Below are 20,387 nucleotides of genomic sequence, written 5' to 3'. Positions count from 1 at the left end.
GTATGCGCAAAATAACGTAGAAATCGAGCATAACTCGATAGGTCTAATTTCCCTTTTTTAGCCGTCTTCCACAAATATTATACCCCTTTTTTATTTATTATCGATTTTATTTTAAAATAATAATGATATTTGTTTAAATTTAGATGTAAAAAAGTCAACTATTAGCATGTTAAAACAAACATTACAACAAAAGCTATTACAGAAATTGTCTCCGCAACAGATACAGTTTATAAAATTGTTGCAGGTTCCGACTGTTTCATTAGATGCAAGAATCAAGGAAGAATTAGAGGAAAACCCTGCGTTAGAAGATGGTAGCTTGACTAATATGACCGATCCTATAGAAGAATATCCTGACAAAGATCCCGATGATAATTTTGACAATGAAGAGGGATTCGACTCAGACGACTTTAGCTTGGAAGACTATATCCAGGAGGACGATTTTAAAGATTATGGTAACGGCTATGAGTATGGCGATGATGACGATGATCGGAAAGAAATGCCTGTCGCAATCCAGCATTCGTTTTATGAACAGTTACAACAGCAATTAGACCTGTTGGCTTTAGATGACAAACATTTTCTAATTGGTCAACAAATTATTGGCAGCCTTGATGACGACGGATACTTACGCCGTCCTATTATCAATCTTGTAGACGATCTAGCGTTTGGCCAAAATGTAATGACTGAAGAAAATGAAGTGCTTGATATCTTAAAAGTCATTCAAGATTTTGAGCCTGCCGGAATTGGCGCCCGGGATTTGCAAGAATGCCTTTTGATCCAGCTGCAAAAAAAAGACACTCAAAATCCCACTATTAAACTTGCTATTAAAGTGGTAGCAAACTACCTTGAAGAATTTACCAAAAAGCATTATGATAAATTAGAAAAATCATTGGGCATTTCGTCGGAGGATTTAAAAAATGTAGTGAATGAGATCCTAAAACTTAACCCAAAGCCTGGAGACTCTGGCGCAGTGGCTGGTAAACAGCTTCATATTATCCCCGATTTCCATATTAGTAACAATGATGGTATTCTACATTTGACTTTAAACGGCCGAAACGCACCCGAGCTCCGTATAAGCCGTGATTACCAGCACATGTTCGAGCATTATGAAAAATCGGATCAAAGGGATAAGAAAATGAAAGAAGCTGTACAATTCGTCAAGCAAAAACTTGATTCAGCAAAATGGTTTATTGATGCAATCAAACAACGCCAGCAAACCTTACTCAAAACAATGAACGCCATCATGGAATACCAATATGATTATTTCCTGACCGGTGATGATCGAAAGCTAAAGCCCATGATATTGAAAGATATTGCGGATAAAATTGACATGGATATATCAACAGTGTCGCGGGTTGCAAATTCAAAATATGTACAGACAGAATTCGGCACTTTTCTCCTAAAATCATTTTTCTCCGAAGCTATCCAAACAGACTCTGGGGAAGAGGTATCCAATAAGGAAGTTAAAAAAATATTGGAGGAGTGTATTTCAAAAGAAAATAAGAGAAAACCACTAGCTGATGAAAAGCTTACTGAGATCCTGAAAGAAAAAGGCTATAATATTGCGCGACGAACGGTAGCAAAATATCGGGAGGCATTGAATATCCCTGTAGCAAGATTACGAAAAGAGCTCTAAGAGCTCTTTTTGTTTTTACCTAAAGACCAAATCCAAATTAAGAATAGTATCTTTGTGCTTGAATTAAATAAGCATTAAAGAATGAGCAAAGTAAAAGTTGGAGTTGTACAGATGAGCTGTACCGCAAGCAAACAAGAGAATCTCGAAAAAGCTATCGCTAAAGTAAAAGAGGCCGCTGCAAAAGGTGCGCAAATCGTGTGTCTGCAAGAACTATTTACCTCTTTATATTTCTGCGATGTAGAAGATTATGACAATTTCGCATTGGCTGAAACCATCCCTGGTCCATCCACCGATGCACTATCGGCTATCGCCAAGGAAGCTGGAGTCGTCATTATCGCTTCATTATTTGAAAAAAGAGCCGAAGGACTTTACCATAATACAACCGCCGTATTAGATGCGGATGGCTCATATTTGGGGAAATATCGGAAAATGCATATTCCAGATGACCCCGCTTTTTATGAAAAATTCTATTTTACGCCGGGTGATCTAGGCTACAAAGTATTCAAAACACAATTTGGCAAAATAGGAATTTTAATCTGTTGGGATCAATGGTACCCTGAAGCTTCTCGGATTACCGCCTTAATGGGCGCTGAAATTTTATTTTATCCTACGGCTATCGGATGGGCAACTGATCAGGACGAAGAAACTAACAAAGATCAGTATAACGCATGGCAAACCATACAACGCTCCCATGCAGTTGCTAACGGCGTTCCAGTGGTAGCTGTTAATCGTGTTGGATATGAACAGAATGGCGCCATGAAGTTCTGGGGCGGAAGTTTCGTAACAAATGGACAGGGAAAATTGCTTTACCTAGCTTCTCATGACAAAGAGGAAATTGAGGTCGTCGAATTGGACTTAAATGAATCGGATTATTTTAGAAAACACTGGCCATTTCTTCGGGACAGAAGAATTGAGACATACTCACCAATCACCAAACGTTTTATTGACGAAGACTAATATTGCATATACTCGCCATTTCGGTTGCAAAGGTACATAACTGTGCCGAGTTGAACTGAAATGGCTTTTTTAATCCCCGCAAAATAAGTATGGAACAGAAAAATACATTTACGCAGACCTATTTTGACAATTCCCCCAAAAAACAGGGGTTTTCATTTCCTCCAGAATGGGCTAAGCAAGAGGCCTTATGGCTGAGCTGGCCACACAAAGAGGAATCATGGCCTGGAAAAATCGAAACGATATACAAACCTTATTGTCAATTCATTAAGGCCGTATCCGAAAGCCAAAAAGTAAGAATTAACGTCGCTAATGAGGAAATGCAAAATTTTGCTATACAGGCCCTCAAAGACGTGACGAAAGATTTTAGCAATATCGAATTCTATTACAATCCCACTAATGATGCTTGGTGTAGAGATCACGGCCCTGCTTTTGTTATTAATCCGTCAACAAATCAAAAAGCAGTGGTTGACTGGGGGTATAACGCGTGGGGTGGTAAATATCCGCCATTTGAACTTGACGACATCGTTCCAACTCGTATTGCCCAAAAATTGGATCTTCCTTTATTTAGCCCTGACATCGTCATGGAGGGAGGATCGGTTGAATTTAATGGTGCAGGAACAATTATGACAACAACGGCGTGCCTATTGAATAAAAACCGAAATCCGCACTTAACGAAAGAGCAAATAGAAATCTATTTAAAAGAATTTTACGGTCAAGAACAAGTGTTATGGCTTGGTGATGGTATCGTAGGAGACGATACAGATGGCCACATTGATGATATTACACGCTTCGTCAATGAAAATACAGTACTAACAGTTGTGGAAGAAGATCCTTCAGATGAGAATTACCAGATTCTTCAGGAAAACCTGGAAATGCTCCGTTCATTTAAACTCTTAAATGGAGAATCTCTGCATATCATTGAGCTCCCAATGCCCGCCCCTGTTATTTATGATGATACAAGATTACCCGCTTCTTATGCTAATTTCTATATCGCCAACGATGTTGTTGTTGTGCCAGTCTTCAACGACAAAAATGACCAAAAAGCACTGGACATTATCCAAAGCTGCTTTCCTAAACGTAAAGTCATTGGAATAAATTCGGTCGACATCATTTGGGGACTGGGAAGTTTCCACTGCCTGAGCCAGCAGGAACCAGCGATTATTTAAACGAACTGCCCAAAAATAGAAATTCCCCCATAAAGTTATTCAGTTATGGGGGGAGTTTTAATTAAAAAATCAGAATGGTATTGAACTCAATTCGTATTAAACAACAATCACGTTTACACCAGCTTTTTCCAATGATTCTATAAAACTTGCATTAACCTTATCATCTGTAATTAGCATATCAATTTTTTCAAAACCACAAATTCTCCCAAAGCTTCGCCGACCAAATTTAGAAGAATCTGCAAGCACCACCACTTTTTGAGCAGTATCGATCATAATTCGATTTAATTGTGCTTCCTGAGCGCTTGAAGTTGACACACCATATTCCAAATCGATACCATCAACTCCCAAAAACAATTTGCTACAATAAAAATCTTTTAACAAATTTTCAGCATATTTCCCTGTTACCGAAGTAGATGTCTTGCGAAGCGTCCCTCCCAGCTGCATAATTTCAACGGAAGGATATTTTATTAACTCCATAGCAACATTCAATGCCGAAGTTACTACAGTGATATTGCCTTTTGGAACAATCTGCTTGGCAAGCGACTGCATCGTCGTGCCAGAAGCTATAATGATAGAGTCGTTTTCCTCGATCAGCTCAGCTGCTTTCTTGCCAATCCTGCTTTTATCATCCGAACGAAGTTTCTCTTTTTCGAATACAGTACGGTCAGTCGTATACGGATTATATTGTGTCGCCCCGCCATGCGTTCTAAACAACAATCCACTATCTTCCAACAAAGTCAAATCCTTCCGAATAGTTACAGAAGAAACTCCCAATTCTTCACACAGATCAATGACTTGAACTACGCCGACTTCTTTTAATTGTTTTAAGATATATTGATGTCTCTCTACATTTGTCATGGCTTTATATAATAAGCTGTTAAAATAATAAATATGTTACTCGGTTTGTTTAAAGGAAATCCTGATATCTGAAAATGATCCGTGGCTATCGACAAATTTCAGCGTATAGGACCTTTTAAGTGAATTTAACGTAAATGAATTTGCTTCACAAGGACTAAGGTTAAATTAATCAATTTATTTAATTTTCTCCACCCAGACAATCAAAATTTCTTTTTCATTTAAAAAAAGAAAGATCAGACTAAAACTGCAATGGGTCAGGTAAAACAAATTGATAGTCCAGCTCTTCTTGCAGCAATTCTCCGCTCACTATTTTCTGAGTCGTTTCAGCTGCTTCGAACGCGAGAGGCAAAGCATAACCATATTTTTTTGCAGAAGCAAGAATGACATCTTTTTTCTTAGGATGTAAGGGAGCAACAACATTATAAACGGTATGTTTCAGTGTGCGGTTAGTGGTCGCTTCCAGCAGAGCGACAACATCCTCAATATGAACAAAATTAGCAGGCTGCTCTCCAGTGGTACAGATACGCTCAGAGAAATATTTTGCAAAGACACGATTCTTACCAAATAGGCCTCCTAAACGATAAACAACGGTATTGGCCAATTCCAACATATACTCTTCAGCCATCAAGAGCTTTGGTGCAAGCTCAGCCTTATTCGTAAAAGATTCATCAAACACCACATCTTTAGCCGGATAAATTCCAGTAGAACTTAAAAAAACATGCGCTTGCCAACTAATCCGGCTAAAAAATTGCTTGATATTAGAAAATCTATTATCAAGCATTTCTGTGCTATTTTTCTGACTTGCTGGTATACTATTTAACACGAAGTCAAATTGAATGGGCATACCAGCCTCTTCCGGAAAACTTTCTCCATCAAAATCAAGCATAAAAGAAAAAATACCCTCAGCTTTTAGCCGATGGTATTTTTCATCTGTTGTTGTGCTTGCCCAGATCTCATGGCCTTGATGCTTCATGTATACCGCAAAAGACTCTCCAAGCCAACCACATCCTAAAATGAGTATCCTCATATTGCAAACAATTAATAAGCTTTAGCAAAAAGCACACGCCTACTGGAAGGTTTGCCGGTAAATATACAAACCCCTTGCTCATCCTTTGCATCCAAAGGAATACAACGAATTGTTGCTTTAGTTTCTTCTTTTACACGCTTTTCCGTTTCTGTAGTCCCATCCCAGTGACAGGAGATAAATCCACCTTTACCTTCCAGTACTTCTTTAAATTCTTCATAAGAATTTACTTCCGTATAATGAGAAGTTCTGAAATTCAATGCTTTTTGATAGATATTTTCTTGTATTGTATCCAATAACGTACTAATCGTACTGGCTAGGCCCTCTTGAGCAACAGTTTCTTTCGTTTGTGTATCACGACGGGCCAATTCTACTGTACCATTTTGCATATCTCTTCCACCGACAGCGACGCGAACAGGTACTCCCTTTAATTCCCATTCAGCAAATTTAAAACCCGGACGCTGTGTATCGCGATCATCATATTTTACCGAAATATCTTTCACCCGCAGTTCAGTGGTTAACTGATTCACAAATACATCAATTTGCGCCTTTTCTTCCTCAGTCTTAAAAATCGGAACAATCACAACCTGAATCGGGGCCAATTTCGGTGGCAATACCAACCCTTGATCGTCGGAATGGGCCATAATCAATGCGCCCATGAGTCGGGTAGAAACACCCCACGAAGTTGCCCATACATGTTCTAACTTGCCTTCTTTAGACGTAAATTTCACATCAAATGCCTTGGCAAAGTTTTGGCCAAGAAAATGGGATGTCCCTGCTTGCAATGCTTTACCATCTTGCATCAATGCCTCAATACAATAGGTATCCAATGCCCCCGCAAAACGTTCATTTTCTGTTTTCCTTCCACGGACAACGGGAACAGCTAAAATCTTTTCTGCAAATTCAGCATATACATCAAGCATACGTTCTGTTTCCGCAATAGCTTCCTCTTTTGTGGCATGTGCAGTATGCCCCTCCTGCCATAAAAACTCAGCGGTACGTAAGAAAAGACGTGTTCGCATTTCCCAACGCACCACATTTGCCCATTGATTGACCAAAATAGGGAGATCACGATACGATTCAATCCATCCGCGATAAGTATTCCATATAATCGTTTCTGAAGTTGGACGCACGATCAACTCTTCCTCCAATTTCGCCTCTTCGTCTACGACGATCTTACCTGTACCATCGTTTTTTAACCTATAGTGGGTAACCACGGCGCACTCTGTAGCAAAACCTTCCACATGCGCTGCTTCTTTAGAAAAAAACGATTTGGGAATGAATAAAGGGAAATAAGCGTTGCTATGACCAGTCTCTTTAAATCTTTTGTCTAAGATTGCCTGCATTCTTTCCCAGATAGCATATCCGTACGGCTTGATCACCATACATCCTCGTACAGCTGAATTTTCAGCCAGATCAGCTTTGATTACAAGCTCATTATACCATTGCGAATAATCTTCTGCACGACTTGTTATTCCTTTACTCATATGTGATTGATAAATTATTGTAACATTATTACCTCAAATCCCGTCTGTCATTCCAATGCGAAAAGCGTTCAAAAAAAATATTTGTATTTTTGATTACTTCGATTAAACCACCTCGAGAAATTTGCGTCTAAGATAGTAAATAAGGCTGTATAATCGAAAATAACGATTTAGGATATTATGAAAAAAAATAGATTATTTATCGGAGCACTTGCCATAACAGGAGCGTTCATTTTAGGTTCCTGCGGTACAAGTAGGCAAATTTATGGCGACGATGTCTACGGCAATAACGGGCGGGCTAGACAAAAGGTTTACCAAAGCCCAGATTACTATTACACAGACGCTGATCAGTCCGAACCAAATGGACAGGCTCAAGGCGGCTACTATGAGGATGAATATTCTGATCAGGATTACAATAGTGATTCTTATGAAGATCTCGAATATGCCAATCGGATCAACCGTTTTTATTACGCTAGTCCAGGTATGACCTACTTCGACCCATTTTTTGATCCATGGTATGGTTATGGATTTGGAGGATGGTACGGATACGGTCCATCATTCGGAATGGGATGGGGATGGAACTCTGGATGGGGTTCGTCTTGGTCAATTGGTCTCGGATGGGGATCGAGCTGGGGCTGGGGATCGCCATGGTATGGTGGTTATAGACCTTGGGGTGGCTGGTACGGTGGAGGCTACTGGGGATCCGGCTGGTATGGAAATGGTTATTGGGGTGGTGGCTACTGGGGCAACTCAAGACCACGTTATGCTTCAAGTAGATCAGTTTATAGAGACAACTTTAATACGCGTAGTTCATCATCAAGATCCCGCACTTCGGGAGGATATGACCGCAACAGTGTAGCTAGAAATTCTGGAGGATACGATCGTACTGGGGTAGCTCGTGATTCTAGAGGCCGTATCACATCTGTTTCCAACAGGTCAAGAACTTCTGACGGTTCCGTAACACGCAGTTCTTCTTTTGATAGATCAGGAAGCAGAACGAGAACGTCTGATGGTGTATCAAACAGAGCTTACTCGGATGGCACACGCTCAAGAACATCGAACAGAGTAAATGGTTCTTATCAAAATAGTACTAGAAGCACAAATGGTTACTATAATAACGGTTCGAGAACTAGAAACAATTCTGGTGAAGTATCACGTCCAATGAGTCGGTCTATGGACACACGTTCAAGCAACCCAAGTTCGACATCTAGACCATCTTATACGCCACCAACTAGAAGTTATGATAGTGGTTCATCCCGCTCTAGTGGAGGCTTTTCTGGAGGCGGAAGCTCAAGATCTTCGGGTGGAGGTTTCTCAGGAGGAGGTAGCTCAAGATCAAGCGGAGGCCGTACTCGCTAATTAAAGGCATTTTGAATAGTAGCATACACCTTGTTGTGTGCTACTACTTTATTATTGATGATATTTCAGCATATGACAATCAAAAAACTACTTTTTGGAACTGCATTCGTTTTAGGTGCAGCAGGGACTTCCCAAGCGCAATATACGAAAGATGTACTTTTATTTTCCCAAGGGGATAATGGGGGAACAGCTCGTTTTAAAGCCATGGGAAACGCATCTACCGCATTAGGTGGAGATATAAGTTCGATTACTGGCAACCCGGCGGGTTTGGGGTACTTTAATCAATCTGACGTATCAGTAACAGCCAGATACCTTAACAACAAAAATAAAACCGACTATTTTGGTCAAAATTCAAACAGCAGTAAGAATAATTTCAATCTCGATAACGCGGGTATTGTTTTTCACCTCCCAACATACCGAAATGGTGGAAATTTAGATAGAGGCTGGTTAAATTTTAATGTGGGTATTGCCTATAACCGCAACAATATCTACAACAATTTATTACAATATAATGGTGTTAATAACACAAGCTCAATTACGGATGCCTATTCCGACCGGCTATCGTCACCTGACGGAATGAATGGCTGGGGACAGGAAGTTTATGGTAATTCATTATTATTCGACGTAGATCCTAAAAAAGCTGGATCATATATACCGATTACGGTTGGCGGAACTTACGATGGAAAGAATGGGTTCAATCAAGTCAATTCCATCTTAGAAAAGGGAAGCAAATCTGAATCGGTCCTGTCTTTTGGAGCAAACTATAGCAACAGGCTATATCTCGGAGCTGCTCTAGGCTTTACAGCGTTTAGTTATGACAACTCAAGTTGGTTTACTGAATATGGTCAAACAATGACAGCCGACCAATTAAAAGCGATCAACAAAGATTCAGAGTTTTTAAAACCAACCAATGCCCAGAAGTATGCGATGTTGGATAAAGATTACGAATTATACGACGATTATGCGCAAGCAACGGATGGTACTGGTGTAGATTTTAAACTTGGGGTCATATACAAGTTCACGCCTACTTTCAGCATGGGATTTACGGCGAAATCGCCAACATTTATGAGCATCAGGGATGAATCATATAGTAATTCAGAATTTCGTTATTTCAGACCTAATGAAGATAAGTCATTTAAAGAGTACCGAACCAGCGATGACGCAGGACATAGTTACCTGGAGTACAATATGAATACACCTTATAAATTAGCTGTGGGTGCAAGCCAAATTTTTTCAAGAGGATTATTAACCGCAGATGTGGAGTGGGTGGATTATGCTGCTATGCGTTTTAGAGATGTAGGTAACTATAGCAAAACATTAGAAAAAAACATGAATCAAAACATCAAAGATACGTATCAAGGCGCATTTAATGCCAGGATCGGTGGTGAAGTTTTGTTAGATAATGTCTTTAGTGGAAGAGCTGGCTTTAATTATAGTGGTAACCCTTATAAAAATGCAGATTATACAAACTATACAGCCTCGCTAGGCATCGGTGCAAAACTCGGCCGTGGCATGTATATTGATTTGACAGGAACTTACAATGCCATCAATTACAAAGAAAGCCCTTATACTATTGACGAAAATTATTGGAACGCTGCAAGTCCAGCTGCAGATATAAAAAACCAACGAACAAATGTTATACTAACAATTGGTTCAAAATTTTAAGATATATTTTTCTTCAGGAAAGTCCAGCGTTGTCTGGACTTTTTTTTTGCCACGTCCATTAGCAATTATTTTTGCATTTAACTCATACTTTATCTAAGTTTGTCCCCTTGGATTTAAATCACATGGCAAATCAGGAAATTTCAAAAGCTCTCAATCTCATTTTTACATACCCAATTTGGCGCATAGAAGTCGATGCAAAAAATAAATTGATCGCCATAGAAACAAGAAATCCAGAAGATACATTCCCTTATTTCAACGTCATCACTTTTGAAGGAACTTACGTCCTGCAAGACTTCAAGGCAATCACCAGAGAATGGGTACTTGGTGGAATCCAATGTAAAAAATTAATACTAAAGAAGATTTCCAATAATTCACCGATCGATGCTGGGATACAGGTAATCGATTGCTACAACCCACAGTATCAAGAAACCTGGTTTAATTACGTTTTCATCAGTCTGGTTGATCAAGGATTGCTCATTAGGCCCAAAACGGTAGCGCAGGGCCAACAATTGTTTTTGAATATTCAGTCGATGTCAATTGAAAGCAAAAATTTGATTACCATTAAACCTTATACCAGTGAGCTCGTCTATCCAATTATCTATAATGGTGAAATACCCCTATTTTTGAAGGACTTCCCTATTGATGGTGATATCTGGATAAATAGCGTAAATGACTACTTTATTTGGGCTTTCTATGAAAAACAAAAAAATAATCGCTATCAAATCAGGTTAGTTCAATCGACAAGAGAAATGTTAATAGAGTCTATCCTTGCGGTTTCGGGACTGGAATTAAAGCTCTTCAACATTTATTTTCTTATTCACAGACAAATATTCCTTTTGACAGATAATAAACGGGAGTTTGTTTCGTATTTAGTATAATTGCAAAATATATGAAAGTTTTATTCGAATTAAAGACATATAAAAAAATAGCTATGCTATCCATCGCGGTAGTAGCTATTCAACACGTTGAAGCGAAAAATTCAATATCTTTATCTACTTATTCTATTCCCGATTCAATCGGAAATGAGGTGATTAATGGTGAAGAATTTATACTATTCAAAATTGAAAAAGGAGACAATTACTACCAGCTAAGTAAGAAGTATAAAACAACGGTAGGACAATTGACTCAAATAAATGGTAATGGTACGCTAAACCTTGGTCAGATCGTTAAGATTCCGACCGGTCGAAAAGCGAAACCTGTCATTACTAACGAACGTAGCAATCCGGCAGCGCTAAATCCGCGTAATCCGCAGCAGCAAGAGGGTTTTACGGAATACATTGTTGGTGAAAAAGAAACACTTTACGCGATATCCAAAAGGTTTAGTATCTCTGTTGAAGATATCAAAAAAGCGAACAATTTAAAAAATAATATCATTAGCGGTGGAATGAAACTCATGATCCCCAATCAACCGCTCCCACCGGAAAGACCAAAATTAGTAGAGCCTAAAGGAATCGAAATTGTAAGCCCCGACTCCACAGACGATGATAACAAAGAAGAAAATCAAATTTCAACAAACCGTTATGGAATCCGTGAGAAATCAGAACGTGGTATTGGTGTGTGGATTGATGGACTTTCATCTCAGGGCACCAGTAACCTCGCGCTACACAAGTCGGCTCCAGTAGGCACCATTCTAAAAATTACCAATCCGATGACGAAAAGCGTAACATATGCAAAAGTAGTGGGAAAATTTAATGATAATGCCGAGAACCAAAATGCAATTGTCGTGTTGTCAAAATCAGCTGCCGCAAGTATAGGAGCATTAGATAAACGCTTCCAAGTGGAAATTGCGTATGGATTACCGCTAGAAAATTAACACAATCAAATAGCTTTTACAGCACAATACAAATGAATAACAAACCGTATGTCCTAGGAATTGCCGGTAGTAGTGGCTCTGGAAAGACTTTTTTCTTGAATAGTTTTTTAAAACATTTCAAGCCTAGTGAGGTCACCTTAATTTCCCAAGATGATTATTACATCCCTGCCAATACCAAAACTCAGGAGGAAAATAGGCTCTATAACTTCGATATTCCAACATCAATCGACAGACAAGCTTTTTACAAAGATATCAAAGCACTTTTTAACGGTGAAACAATACATAAGGAAGAGTATACCTTTAACAATCCTGCCCTAACACCAAAAATTCTAGAGATTAAACCGGCTCCGATTTTAATTATCGAAGGCTTATTCATTTTCTATTATACAGAAATTAATGATTTAATCAATCATAAGATATTTTTAAGCGCCGATCAAGATATCGCATTGAGACGACGCCTACACCGCGATTTGGTTGAAAGGGGCTACTTTGAAGACGATGTGATGTACAAATGGGTGAACCATGTACTCCCATCTTATAACGAGTATCTATTACCCTATCAAGATACTTGCGATCAGGTCATATTCAATAATACCGATGAGCCAGAACCAATATGGGAGATCACCAATCAAATTTCTGAAGAGCTAAAGTTAAAGCTCAATTTGGTATAAAATTACGAAGGAGAAGCTATCAAATAGATTCTCCTTCATTTTTAAAGTAGTTGATTTATTGATATCAAGATTTTAAATACCTATCTTTGCGCCACGAAACAAATCCATCATAATGAACCATCCTGTAAAGATTAAAAATGCTTTGGTTTCAGTCTATTATAAAGACGGCCTAGCTCCTTTAGTTGAATTATTAAACAAATACGGTGTTACCTTCTACTCCACTGGCGGAACAGAAACATTTATAAAAGATTTAGGTATAGATGTTGTTCCAGTGGAAGAACTCACGAGCTATCCTTCTATTTTAGGTGGTCGTGTAAAAACTTTGCATCCAAAAGTGTTTGGAGGTATTTTGGCTCGCCGCCCCCTTGCGTCTGACCAACAGCAGCTTGCCCAATACGAGATACCTGAGATCGATTTGGTTATTGTGGATTTGTACCCATTTGAAGAAACAGTTGCTTCTGGTGCATCCGAACAAGATATTATCGAAAAAATTGATATAGGTGGAATTTCTCTGATCCGTGCGGCGGCTAAGAACTTTAACGATGTAGTAATTATCTCTTCCAAAAATGATTACCAAGCATTGGAAGAAATACTTGCAAATCAAGAAGGTAACACTTCGCTAGAACAACGTAAAGAATTTGCCAAACGCGCATTCAATACATCGTCGCATTACGATACGGCAATCTTCAACTACTTCAATCAAGAAAACCCACTTCAAGTTTTTAAGCAATCTGAACAAAAAGCCCAAATCCTGCGCTATGGTGAAAATCCTCACCAAAAAGGCGTTTTCTTTGGCGATTTAGATAACATGTTTGATAAATTAAGCGGCAAAGAGTTATCTTATAACAATCTTGTTGACGTTGATGCTGCGGTCGATTTAATTGATGAGTTTACAGAACCTACATTTGCCATTCTAAAACATACAAATGCGTGTGGAGTTGCCTCCAGACCAACGATCAAACAAGCCTGGTTAGACGCATTGGCTTGTGATCCTGTTTCAGCGTTTGGTGGAGTTTTAATAACAAACGGTCAAGTAGATGCTTCAACAGCTGAAGAAATTAATAAATTATTCTTCGAAGTATTGATCGCACCTTCTTATTCGGAGGAAGCTATCGCAATACTTACCGCGAAAAAGAATAGAATTATTCTTGTTCGTAAAGAGGTTACACTACCTAGTCAACAGTTCAAAACACTGTTGAACGGCGTTATTCTACAAGATAAAGACAAAACAATTGAAAATGCAGAGCAAATGGTTACTGTAACGAAAGTAGAACCTACTGACGAACAACTTCAAGACCTATACTTTGCGAACAAAATCGTTAAACATACCAAGTCAAATACAATCGTGTTTGCCAAAAATGGCACTCTATTAGCTTCTGGAGTAGGTCAAACATCTCGTGTAGACGCATTAAAACAAGCTATTGAGAAAGCGGTTTCTTTTGGTTTTGATCTTAAAGGATGTGCGATGGCATCAGATGCCTTCTTCCCTTTCCCTGATTGTGTTGAAATCGCTTCGGAAGCAGGTATTGCAACCGTATTGCAACCCGGCGGTTCAATCAAGGACCAGTTGTCGATAGATATGGCCAATGATAAAGGAATTTCAATGGTGACAACGGGAGTTAGACACTTTAAGCACTAAGCGGACTTCAACAATTAATAAAAAAGCTACTTTGTACAAAGTAGCTTTTTTATTAATTATTTATTTCAACGTTCAATCTTTCGAACTTATAGCGTTCTATCTCCTCCGACAACTTACGGATGGCATAAGCTACGATGGCAACATCATCGATCCAGCCGCCAACAGCAATAAAATCAGGGATCGCATCTATCGGAGAAATCACATAAATGATCGTTCCGATGATGATGGATAGATTCCAGTTGTTCATCTTAAACTTACCTGTGATTGCATCTTTACACATCGCAATCAGTAATTTAAAATCGCCAACATAGCTACCTAGGTTTTTTGCCTTAGATTCCGCCTGTGATAACTCCTCCTCCGTAATTTTACGTTGTCTAAAGCGCTCAAACAGACCTGTTGCAATATTCTTAATTCTACTGTTCATAACCCAAAATTAGGATTACTAAATAAATAATGCAAATCACTTTTCAGTTGACTCACGCGCAATCAGGACGACCAAATTATTTGCATTACTGTGAAAATATGATACCGCAAACATGTACTATCAAGCTGATATACGAACCATTTTACACTTGGAATAGCCGATGCACCTTGGATTAAATAACAGCTACACTCAAATTAATTATTTTTATAGCCAGAGCTGTAGCAAACTATGTTCAATGTGCGTATAATAGACAACACAAGCGCAATGTGTTCTATACAACAAAAAATTTAATGTTACACAGTTATGAAAAACTATAGATTATTCAATTTTATCTCCATTGTTCTAGCGACATTCTTGCTTTCAAGCTGTCTGAAAGATAATGATGACCAAAAAATTCCTATGGCGCTCTTTACCATGGTTAATGGCTACAGCGACGCTAATGCTGTCGTCTATTATGCGGATGGCGGGGCTTTACAAAACCCAAATTATCCCATGGAATTTAAAAGCTATAGGCCAATCGTTGGACTATTCACCGGAGCTCGAAAAATAGCTGTTTCCTCTGAATACAACAGTATCTTAACAGATACAACAATTACTGTAAAAGACAGTACGATATATACATCCTTTCTATTTGGAACAAAATCAAAACCGATACAGATAATCACGACAGACAGAATCAACAAGCAAATTAAAAACACCGAATCCGGTTTACGTTTCTTTAATATTGCTGAGGGAACGGATCAGGTAACCCTTCAGATTGGCAGTGAGACTTCCCCCTCAGAATGGACAAATAGAGCTAAAGAAACACAGAACTCGGCAAACGCGAATCAGGGATTTATTGCGCAAAAAAGTGGAACATTTACTGTTACAGCACGTGACAAAGCAGGAAAAACAATCGCGACCCGGAACGAAATTAAATTGGCTGAAGGCTATTATTATTCTTTAATACTCATCGGTAAGGCAAATGATGAAAACAAACCATTATATATTGGTTTAGTAGCTCAAGCAGCGAATTAAAATACCCACATCTATACACTTTTTATAACGGCGGCCATCGTGTAAATGTGATGGCCGCTTGCTTTTTATGTTTTGAATATACTTTTTAGTTATTAAGGATTTTCTTTAGGTGGCACTTTAGAAATAACATAAATATCCTCATTATCTTTTTTCATCTTATACTTCTCACGGGCAATACGTTGTACTTCCTGCGGATTGGATCGAATATCGTTAATTGTTTTAATGATTGCCGCATTTTCCTTAAGGTAGAAAGAGCGCTCACTCTCCAGGTTCGCTTTCTGTTTTTGATAACTGTACTGTGTGGCAAAGTCATTTCTATCAAAAAATAACATCCACACCAAAAAAGCCAAAGCGGCTAACAAATACTTATTTCTTATTAAATACCACAATCGTTGCATAAGGCAAAAATACTATTTAGCTTTTATTCTCAAGATTTTTTCTTTACAAGTTCACCATCTTTGATTAAAGATATGGAATAATAAAGGCAAATTCATCATATCCCTAGAATAATCTTATCTTTAACAGTTGAAAAACGATCATTTCAAGGGAATATCCATTTTAAAACTATACCCGATTTTATAATAGAATGGTATATTCGATAGGATGATTAAAGAATAAATCATTGACATATGAAATACTATCTTATAGCAGGTGAAACTTCAGGAGACTTACACGGCGCAAACCTTATTAAAGCATTAAAAATTGAAGATCCTGATGCAACTTTTCAAATTGTTGGAGGAAATCTAATGCAGGAAGAGGCAGGAAGAAAACCATTAATCCATACTTCGCAAATGGCTTTTATGGGCTTTATAGAAGTTATAAAAAATCTGCCAAAGATATCAAGGAACCTCAATCAAGTTAAAAAGGATCTATTAAACGAAAGACCAGATACTGTCATTCTGATCGATTTCCCTGGCTTCAATTTGAAAATTGCTGATTTTGCAAAAAAACATGGAATTAGAACCTGTTATTATATTTCCCCTAAAGTATGGGCCTGGAATCAGGGTCGTGTAAAGAAAATCAAACGGATAGTCGATCACATGTTTTGCATTCTGCCTTTTGAGGTGGATTTTTACAAAAGATGGCGCATGCCAGTAGATTATGTTGGAAACCCACTATTAGATGCGATTTCAAACTACCAATTCAATCCCAATTTCAGGGCAGAAAATGGTTTTTCAGAAAAACCACTCATCGCCCTTTTGCCTGGAAGCCGGGAAATGGAAATCACTAATTTGCTGCCTATAATGGCCGAACTTCCGTTCTTTTTTCCTGTTCATCAATTTGTAATTGCAGGTGCTCCTAATTTTGATGAAGCGTTCTACAGGCAGTTTTTTAAAGGTATTGATATTCCCGTAATTTTCAATCAAACTTACGATATTCTCAATAACGCAGAAGCCGCAGTCGTTACGAGTGGAACTGCTACGCTGGAAACAGGTATTTTGAAAGTGCCTCAGGTAGTTGTCTATAAAGCTAACCCACTATCTGTATGGATAGCTAAACTCCTCGTCAAAGTCAAATTTATCTCGCTCGTAAATCTAATCAATAACTTTTTATCTGTAAGAGAATTGATTCAAGACGACTGCACTGCATACGATATTTCCTATGAAGTGGGTGAATTGATCAATAACAAAGTGCATCGCGCAAGTGTGATGGAAAACTACGATATCCTTGCTGAAAAACTTGGCTCCCCTGGGGCTTCAGAGAAAACGGCCAAATTGATTGTAAAATATCTCGCTAAAATTTAAACTCTTTTCCCTTTCATTTGTCAAACCATAAGTAGTCACTATTAATTAAAAGGGTTATGAAATATAAAATTATTCTAGGCTTTTTTCTTTGTTTTGCAATGATCTTAACAGGTAAAGCACAGGAAGTGCAACATATTTCTAAATTAGAAATTGGTAAAAAGGCAAAAAAAAATATCGATAATAGAGATTCTACTGTCGCTATACACATCGATACCTTGATCATGAAGGATAATTCTACTTTTTCTTTCTATGGTAAGAAAAATGTTAAGCTCAGCATTGGTTATGCTGAAATTGGAAACAAAGCAACTATCCATGGAACTGATGGGAAAAATAACGGAACTAATTTTGACATCAAGGCTAATTTTCAAAAATTAGGGTCCCTATATATCATTGCAAAAGGAGATGACGCTTTCAATGGAACCAAAACTTTTCCAAATGGAAATGGAGGAAAAGTTAAAGTCACCTTAACAAACGGAAGCCTTAAACCTCAAACAACAGACAAGAAAGCGACAAATTATATTTATGCAGATGTAGTGGCAGGTGGACGTGCAGTCAATGCAAATTCGGACTTAAGAAATATTTACGACCGGATTAAAACCGCACCCACCGGATTAAGAGGACTGCCCCAAGGGCAAATTTTCTCTGGGAGCCCTGGTACAAAAGGAACATTTGAACTAATTTCAACCCAATAACAATAACGTTAAAATCATAAAAAAAGCCGTATTCTTTTTTAATACGGCTTTTTTTATATATAATCCACATCCTACTACCTACACCCTCTTGCTTTAAGCTCATTCGCCAATACCAGCCGGGTCATCCGATCATATCGGGCCATTCCTTCTTGCTGATTATTGTGTTTTAGGTATTGGTTATAAAACAATCCCATGACATCGTCGACCCATCCAGTATATGTACTCCAAAATTTTCTTTCTCTTTCTAAGTCTCTCAATACCTTTACACTTAACCGCCCTTTATAATCTTTCCATAATGCAGGATACATGCCCTGAAGCTCACGCAGCATATATAGGGAAGTCTGTAGATAGGCTGAATATCGGTAAAAGGCTTGAGGATGATGCTGTAAGCGGACGAAAGCAATAAAATTTGCCTCATCTTCAAAACCGATGCCTTGCTGGTGAGCAAGTTCATGCACAGTAGTAAACGGTAGAAAGGTTGCCGGCATGGCTTTATTCACTTGAGCTTCGTGGGTAAATGGATTAAAATAGCCCGACACTCCAAAAAAAGAAACTATACGGCTATTAATTGGTGATTTTGCGCCAATTTGATCTGTTGATAAAAAATCCGCAAACGTTGTATCATTTTTGATCCACGTGGTCAACTCTTCTTGAATAACCTCTTTACGCTCTTCCCACTGCGATGGATTTACATGTTCACGTAATGTATTTGTACTATCTAAAAAATCATTCAATACCATTAGATAATCGGCTAGTCTTAAGCTATCGACTTGCAGCTGTACGTTTGTGCTGATTGGCTGACGGTAATAGTTGAGCCCCCAAGATAGGTAAAAGAAACAATAGAGTCCGAATAACAAATTGATCATGGACAATACTAAACGAACAAAACTTTGCCATCTTCTTTTCCATAAGTTTCCAATTAATTTTGCAGCTAAATAGATAAAAAACACGACAACTGCGACATAGAAGAGATCGCCTAGACTAAAGGGAATATAACCAAAAACAAACCTCGGCACTTGACTATAAAACCGATAGAGTCCCTGTGCATAAAATACCTCAATCCATTGACTATTTTTCTCGATCGCAGAGAAAATTAAAGTGACAATAAGTAGAGCGAAAAAAGTAAAAACCGCTATTTTATCCCGCTTTTCCATTCAATACTTTTTAAAACGATTAACTTTCGTTCTCAAAATAAACCTTATAGAAATTCATACCCTTATCCTCATCATAACCTTTCTCTAGATATTCACGTTTACCATGAACATAGATATGAAAATTCTTATCGAGTTTTAAAACAGACTTATAAGAAGATTCCATTTTTTTTACAGCTTTATCTGCTATTTCAAAATTTGCCTGAAATGGCGTGTCAAATTCATCCTCAAAACCAGCTTTAAAATCTTGGAATAAAGCAATTGCTTGCGGATTACCTAGCACTTCCTCCTCAAACTCTTCTTGTACAAATGTTTCCTTTTGCTTAAAGTAGTTCATGGATTTATTTAACAGATCAATCTTGTCCGCTTTTTCCAATTCAAAGGTCTCATCCAATTTTTCCTCCACAAAATTCTTATAAACTTTCAAATAATTGCCTGTTTGGTTAAAATTATCATTGCGCACGCGCAGTTGAAGAAAATCATCCTTCCAGTAAACTGCCTCCTGCTGCTTATTTGTCTGGTCAAGCACCAATACCTTATATCCTTCTTCCTCTTCTACGTTGATAATAATACAGCCTTTGTCGAGTTTATTAATATTAATTGCTTCTTGTTCATACTCCAACAAAAATGCGCCTTGCTCTGGATATACTTTCAGATAGGTTTCTTTATTCTCCGATTTGAATATACCGATGGCATCATGTTCTTCCCCTTCGATCTGAACGTTCTTCAATGCTACGATATACACCTCACCTGCTTTGATTTTAGGATGATTGGAAACTTCATACAGGTGTTTTGAAATTTGTTGAGAAAAATCATGAAATGGAAGCTGATTCTTGAAATACTGTCTTACAAAATAGAAAATCTCATTCAGCTCTAATTCTTCATTGGGATGATACAGACGATATACTTCATTCACCTTAGCAAAGGGACTCATAAAATACTGCATCAATAGCCCTGGGAGTACTTCATCGTCCGCAAGAGAAACGGGTGCATCTGACAAAATATAAAATTCATCCTGGGTCTTATTGCCCACGCGATGAATAGATAACGCTTCAAAAGTTGCATCTTGGTGAAAAAACATATTTTTAT

19 protein-coding genes are annotated in these 20,387 nt (G+C 38.1%); 12 read left to right on the top strand and 7 right to left on the bottom strand.

Annotated elements, in window-relative coordinates; all coding sequences use genetic code 11:
- Positions 1-166 precede the first annotated feature (166 nt).
- The 3 genes from rpoN (at position 167) to B2107_RS07760 (ending at position 3,756) form a co-directional block, all read left to right on the top strand.
- Positions 167-1,633 (top strand): RNA polymerase factor sigma-54, encoded by a 1,467-nt coding sequence (rpoN, locus tag B2107_RS07770; RefSeq protein WP_293954711.1) that lies wholly within the window; start codon positions 167-169, stop codon positions 1,631-1,633.
- Positions 1,634-1,714: 81 nt separating this feature from the next.
- Complete coding sequence (locus tag B2107_RS07765; protein ID WP_293954709.1) at positions 1,715-2,590, top strand: carbon-nitrogen hydrolase; 876 nt, start codon at positions 1,715-1,717, stop codon at positions 2,588-2,590.
- A gap of 89 nt (positions 2,591-2,679) precedes the next feature.
- On the top strand, positions 2,680-3,756 hold the full coding sequence (locus B2107_RS07760) for an agmatine deiminase family protein (RefSeq protein WP_293954707.1): 1,077 nt from the start codon (positions 2,680-2,682) through the stop codon (positions 3,754-3,756).
- Between the two features lie 96 nt (positions 3,757-3,852).
- Here B2107_RS07760 and agaR read toward each other — a convergent pair whose 3' ends face one another.
- The 3 genes from agaR to proS form a co-directional block, all read right to left on the bottom strand.
- Positions 3,853-4,614, bottom strand: coding sequence for a transcriptional repressor AgaR (gene agaR / locus B2107_RS07755; RefSeq protein ID WP_293954705.1), 762 nt, complete (start codon positions 4,612-4,614; stop codon positions 3,853-3,855).
- Between the two features lie 238 nt (positions 4,615-4,852).
- Positions 4,853-5,641: a GDP-L-fucose synthase gene (locus B2107_RS07750; protein WP_293954703.1), complete on the bottom strand. Its 789-nt coding sequence runs from the start codon at positions 5,639-5,641 to the stop codon at positions 4,853-4,855.
- 11 nt (positions 5,642-5,652) lie between these two features.
- Positions 5,653-7,125, bottom strand: coding sequence for a proline--tRNA ligase (gene proS / locus B2107_RS07745; RefSeq protein WP_293954701.1), 1,473 nt, complete (start codon positions 7,123-7,125; stop codon positions 5,653-5,655).
- A 177-nt stretch (positions 7,126-7,302) separates the two neighbouring features.
- Here proS and B2107_RS07740 point away from each other — a divergent pair, with 177 nt between their 5' ends.
- From B2107_RS07740 to purH, 6 genes are all read left to right on the top strand, one after another.
- The gene (locus B2107_RS07740) at positions 7,303-8,481 is read left to right on the top strand and encodes a hypothetical protein (protein ID WP_293954699.1); all 1,179 of its coding nucleotides are present in this window, start codon (positions 7,303-7,305) and stop codon (positions 8,479-8,481) included.
- A gap of 72 nt (positions 8,482-8,553) precedes the next feature.
- A complete protein-coding gene (locus tag B2107_RS07735) occupies positions 8,554-10,146 on the top strand; it encodes a hypothetical protein (protein WP_293954697.1) in 1,593 nt (530 codons plus the stop codon).
- A gap of 122 nt (positions 10,147-10,268) precedes the next feature.
- Positions 10,269-11,024: a hypothetical protein gene (locus B2107_RS07730; protein WP_293954695.1), complete on the top strand. Its 756-nt coding sequence runs from the start codon at positions 10,269-10,271 to the stop codon at positions 11,022-11,024.
- Between the two features lie 11 nt (positions 11,025-11,035).
- Positions 11,036-11,959 carry a LysM peptidoglycan-binding domain-containing protein gene (locus B2107_RS07725; protein ID WP_293954694.1) on the top strand — a complete coding sequence of 308 codons (924 nt, stop codon included), beginning with the start codon at positions 11,036-11,038 and terminating at the stop codon, positions 11,957-11,959.
- A 32-nt stretch (positions 11,960-11,991) separates the two neighbouring features.
- Complete coding sequence (locus B2107_RS07720; protein ID WP_293954692.1) at positions 11,992-12,630, top strand: uridine kinase family protein; 639 nt, start codon at positions 11,992-11,994, stop codon at positions 12,628-12,630.
- 112 nt (positions 12,631-12,742) lie between these two features.
- Positions 12,743-14,269, top strand: a complete 1,527-nt coding sequence (gene purH, locus B2107_RS07715; RefSeq protein ID WP_293954690.1) for a bifunctional phosphoribosylaminoimidazolecarboxamide formyltransferase/IMP cyclohydrolase — start codon at positions 12,743-12,745, stop codon at positions 14,267-14,269.
- Positions 14,270-14,321: 52 nt separating this feature from the next.
- On the opposite strand, the gene B2107_RS07710 is transcribed toward purH, so the two are convergent.
- Positions 14,322-14,693, bottom strand: a complete 372-nt coding sequence (locus tag B2107_RS07710; RefSeq protein WP_293954688.1) for a YkvA family protein — start codon at positions 14,691-14,693, stop codon at positions 14,322-14,324.
- Between the two features lie 303 nt (positions 14,694-14,996).
- Between B2107_RS07710 and B2107_RS07705 the strand changes: the two genes are divergently transcribed.
- The gene (locus B2107_RS07705) at positions 14,997-15,710 is read left to right on the top strand and encodes a DUF4397 domain-containing protein (protein ID WP_293954686.1); all 714 of its coding nucleotides are present in this window, start codon (positions 14,997-14,999) and stop codon (positions 15,708-15,710) included.
- Between the two features lie 92 nt (positions 15,711-15,802).
- On the opposite strand, the gene B2107_RS07700 is transcribed toward B2107_RS07705, so the two are convergent.
- Positions 15,803-16,108: an FtsB family cell division protein gene (locus tag B2107_RS07700; RefSeq protein ID WP_293954684.1), complete on the bottom strand. Its 306-nt coding sequence runs from the start codon at positions 16,106-16,108 to the stop codon at positions 15,803-15,805.
- A gap of 231 nt (positions 16,109-16,339) precedes the next feature.
- On the opposite strand from B2107_RS07700, the gene lpxB reads away from it, so the two are divergent.
- Positions 16,340-17,455: a lipid-A-disaccharide synthase gene (lpxB, locus tag B2107_RS07695; protein WP_293954682.1), complete on the top strand. Its 1,116-nt coding sequence runs from the start codon at positions 16,340-16,342 to the stop codon at positions 17,453-17,455.
- 56 nt (positions 17,456-17,511) lie between these two features.
- On the top strand, positions 17,512-18,147 hold the full coding sequence (locus B2107_RS07690; RefSeq protein ID WP_293954680.1) for a hypothetical protein: 636 nt from the start codon (positions 17,512-17,514) through the stop codon (positions 18,145-18,147).
- A 74-nt stretch (positions 18,148-18,221) separates the two neighbouring features.
- Here the strand turns inward: B2107_RS07690 and B2107_RS07685 are convergent, their stop codons facing one another.
- On the bottom strand, positions 18,222-19,301 hold the full coding sequence (locus B2107_RS07685; RefSeq protein WP_293954678.1) for a DUF3810 domain-containing protein: 1,080 nt from the start codon (positions 19,299-19,301) through the stop codon (positions 18,222-18,224).
- Between the two features lie 19 nt (positions 19,302-19,320).
- Positions 19,321-20,379, bottom strand: a complete 1,059-nt coding sequence (locus B2107_RS07680) for a nucleoid-associated protein (protein ID WP_293954676.1) — start codon at positions 20,377-20,379, stop codon at positions 19,321-19,323.
- Positions 20,380-20,387: the final 8 nt, after the last annotated feature.

The sequence above is a fragment of the Sphingobacterium sp. UBA7855 genome, from assembly GCA_002500745.1.
GTDB lineage: Bacteria > Bacteroidota > Bacteroidia > Sphingobacteriales > Sphingobacteriaceae > Sphingobacterium.
This window is presented reverse-complemented; position numbering and strand designations above follow the sequence as displayed.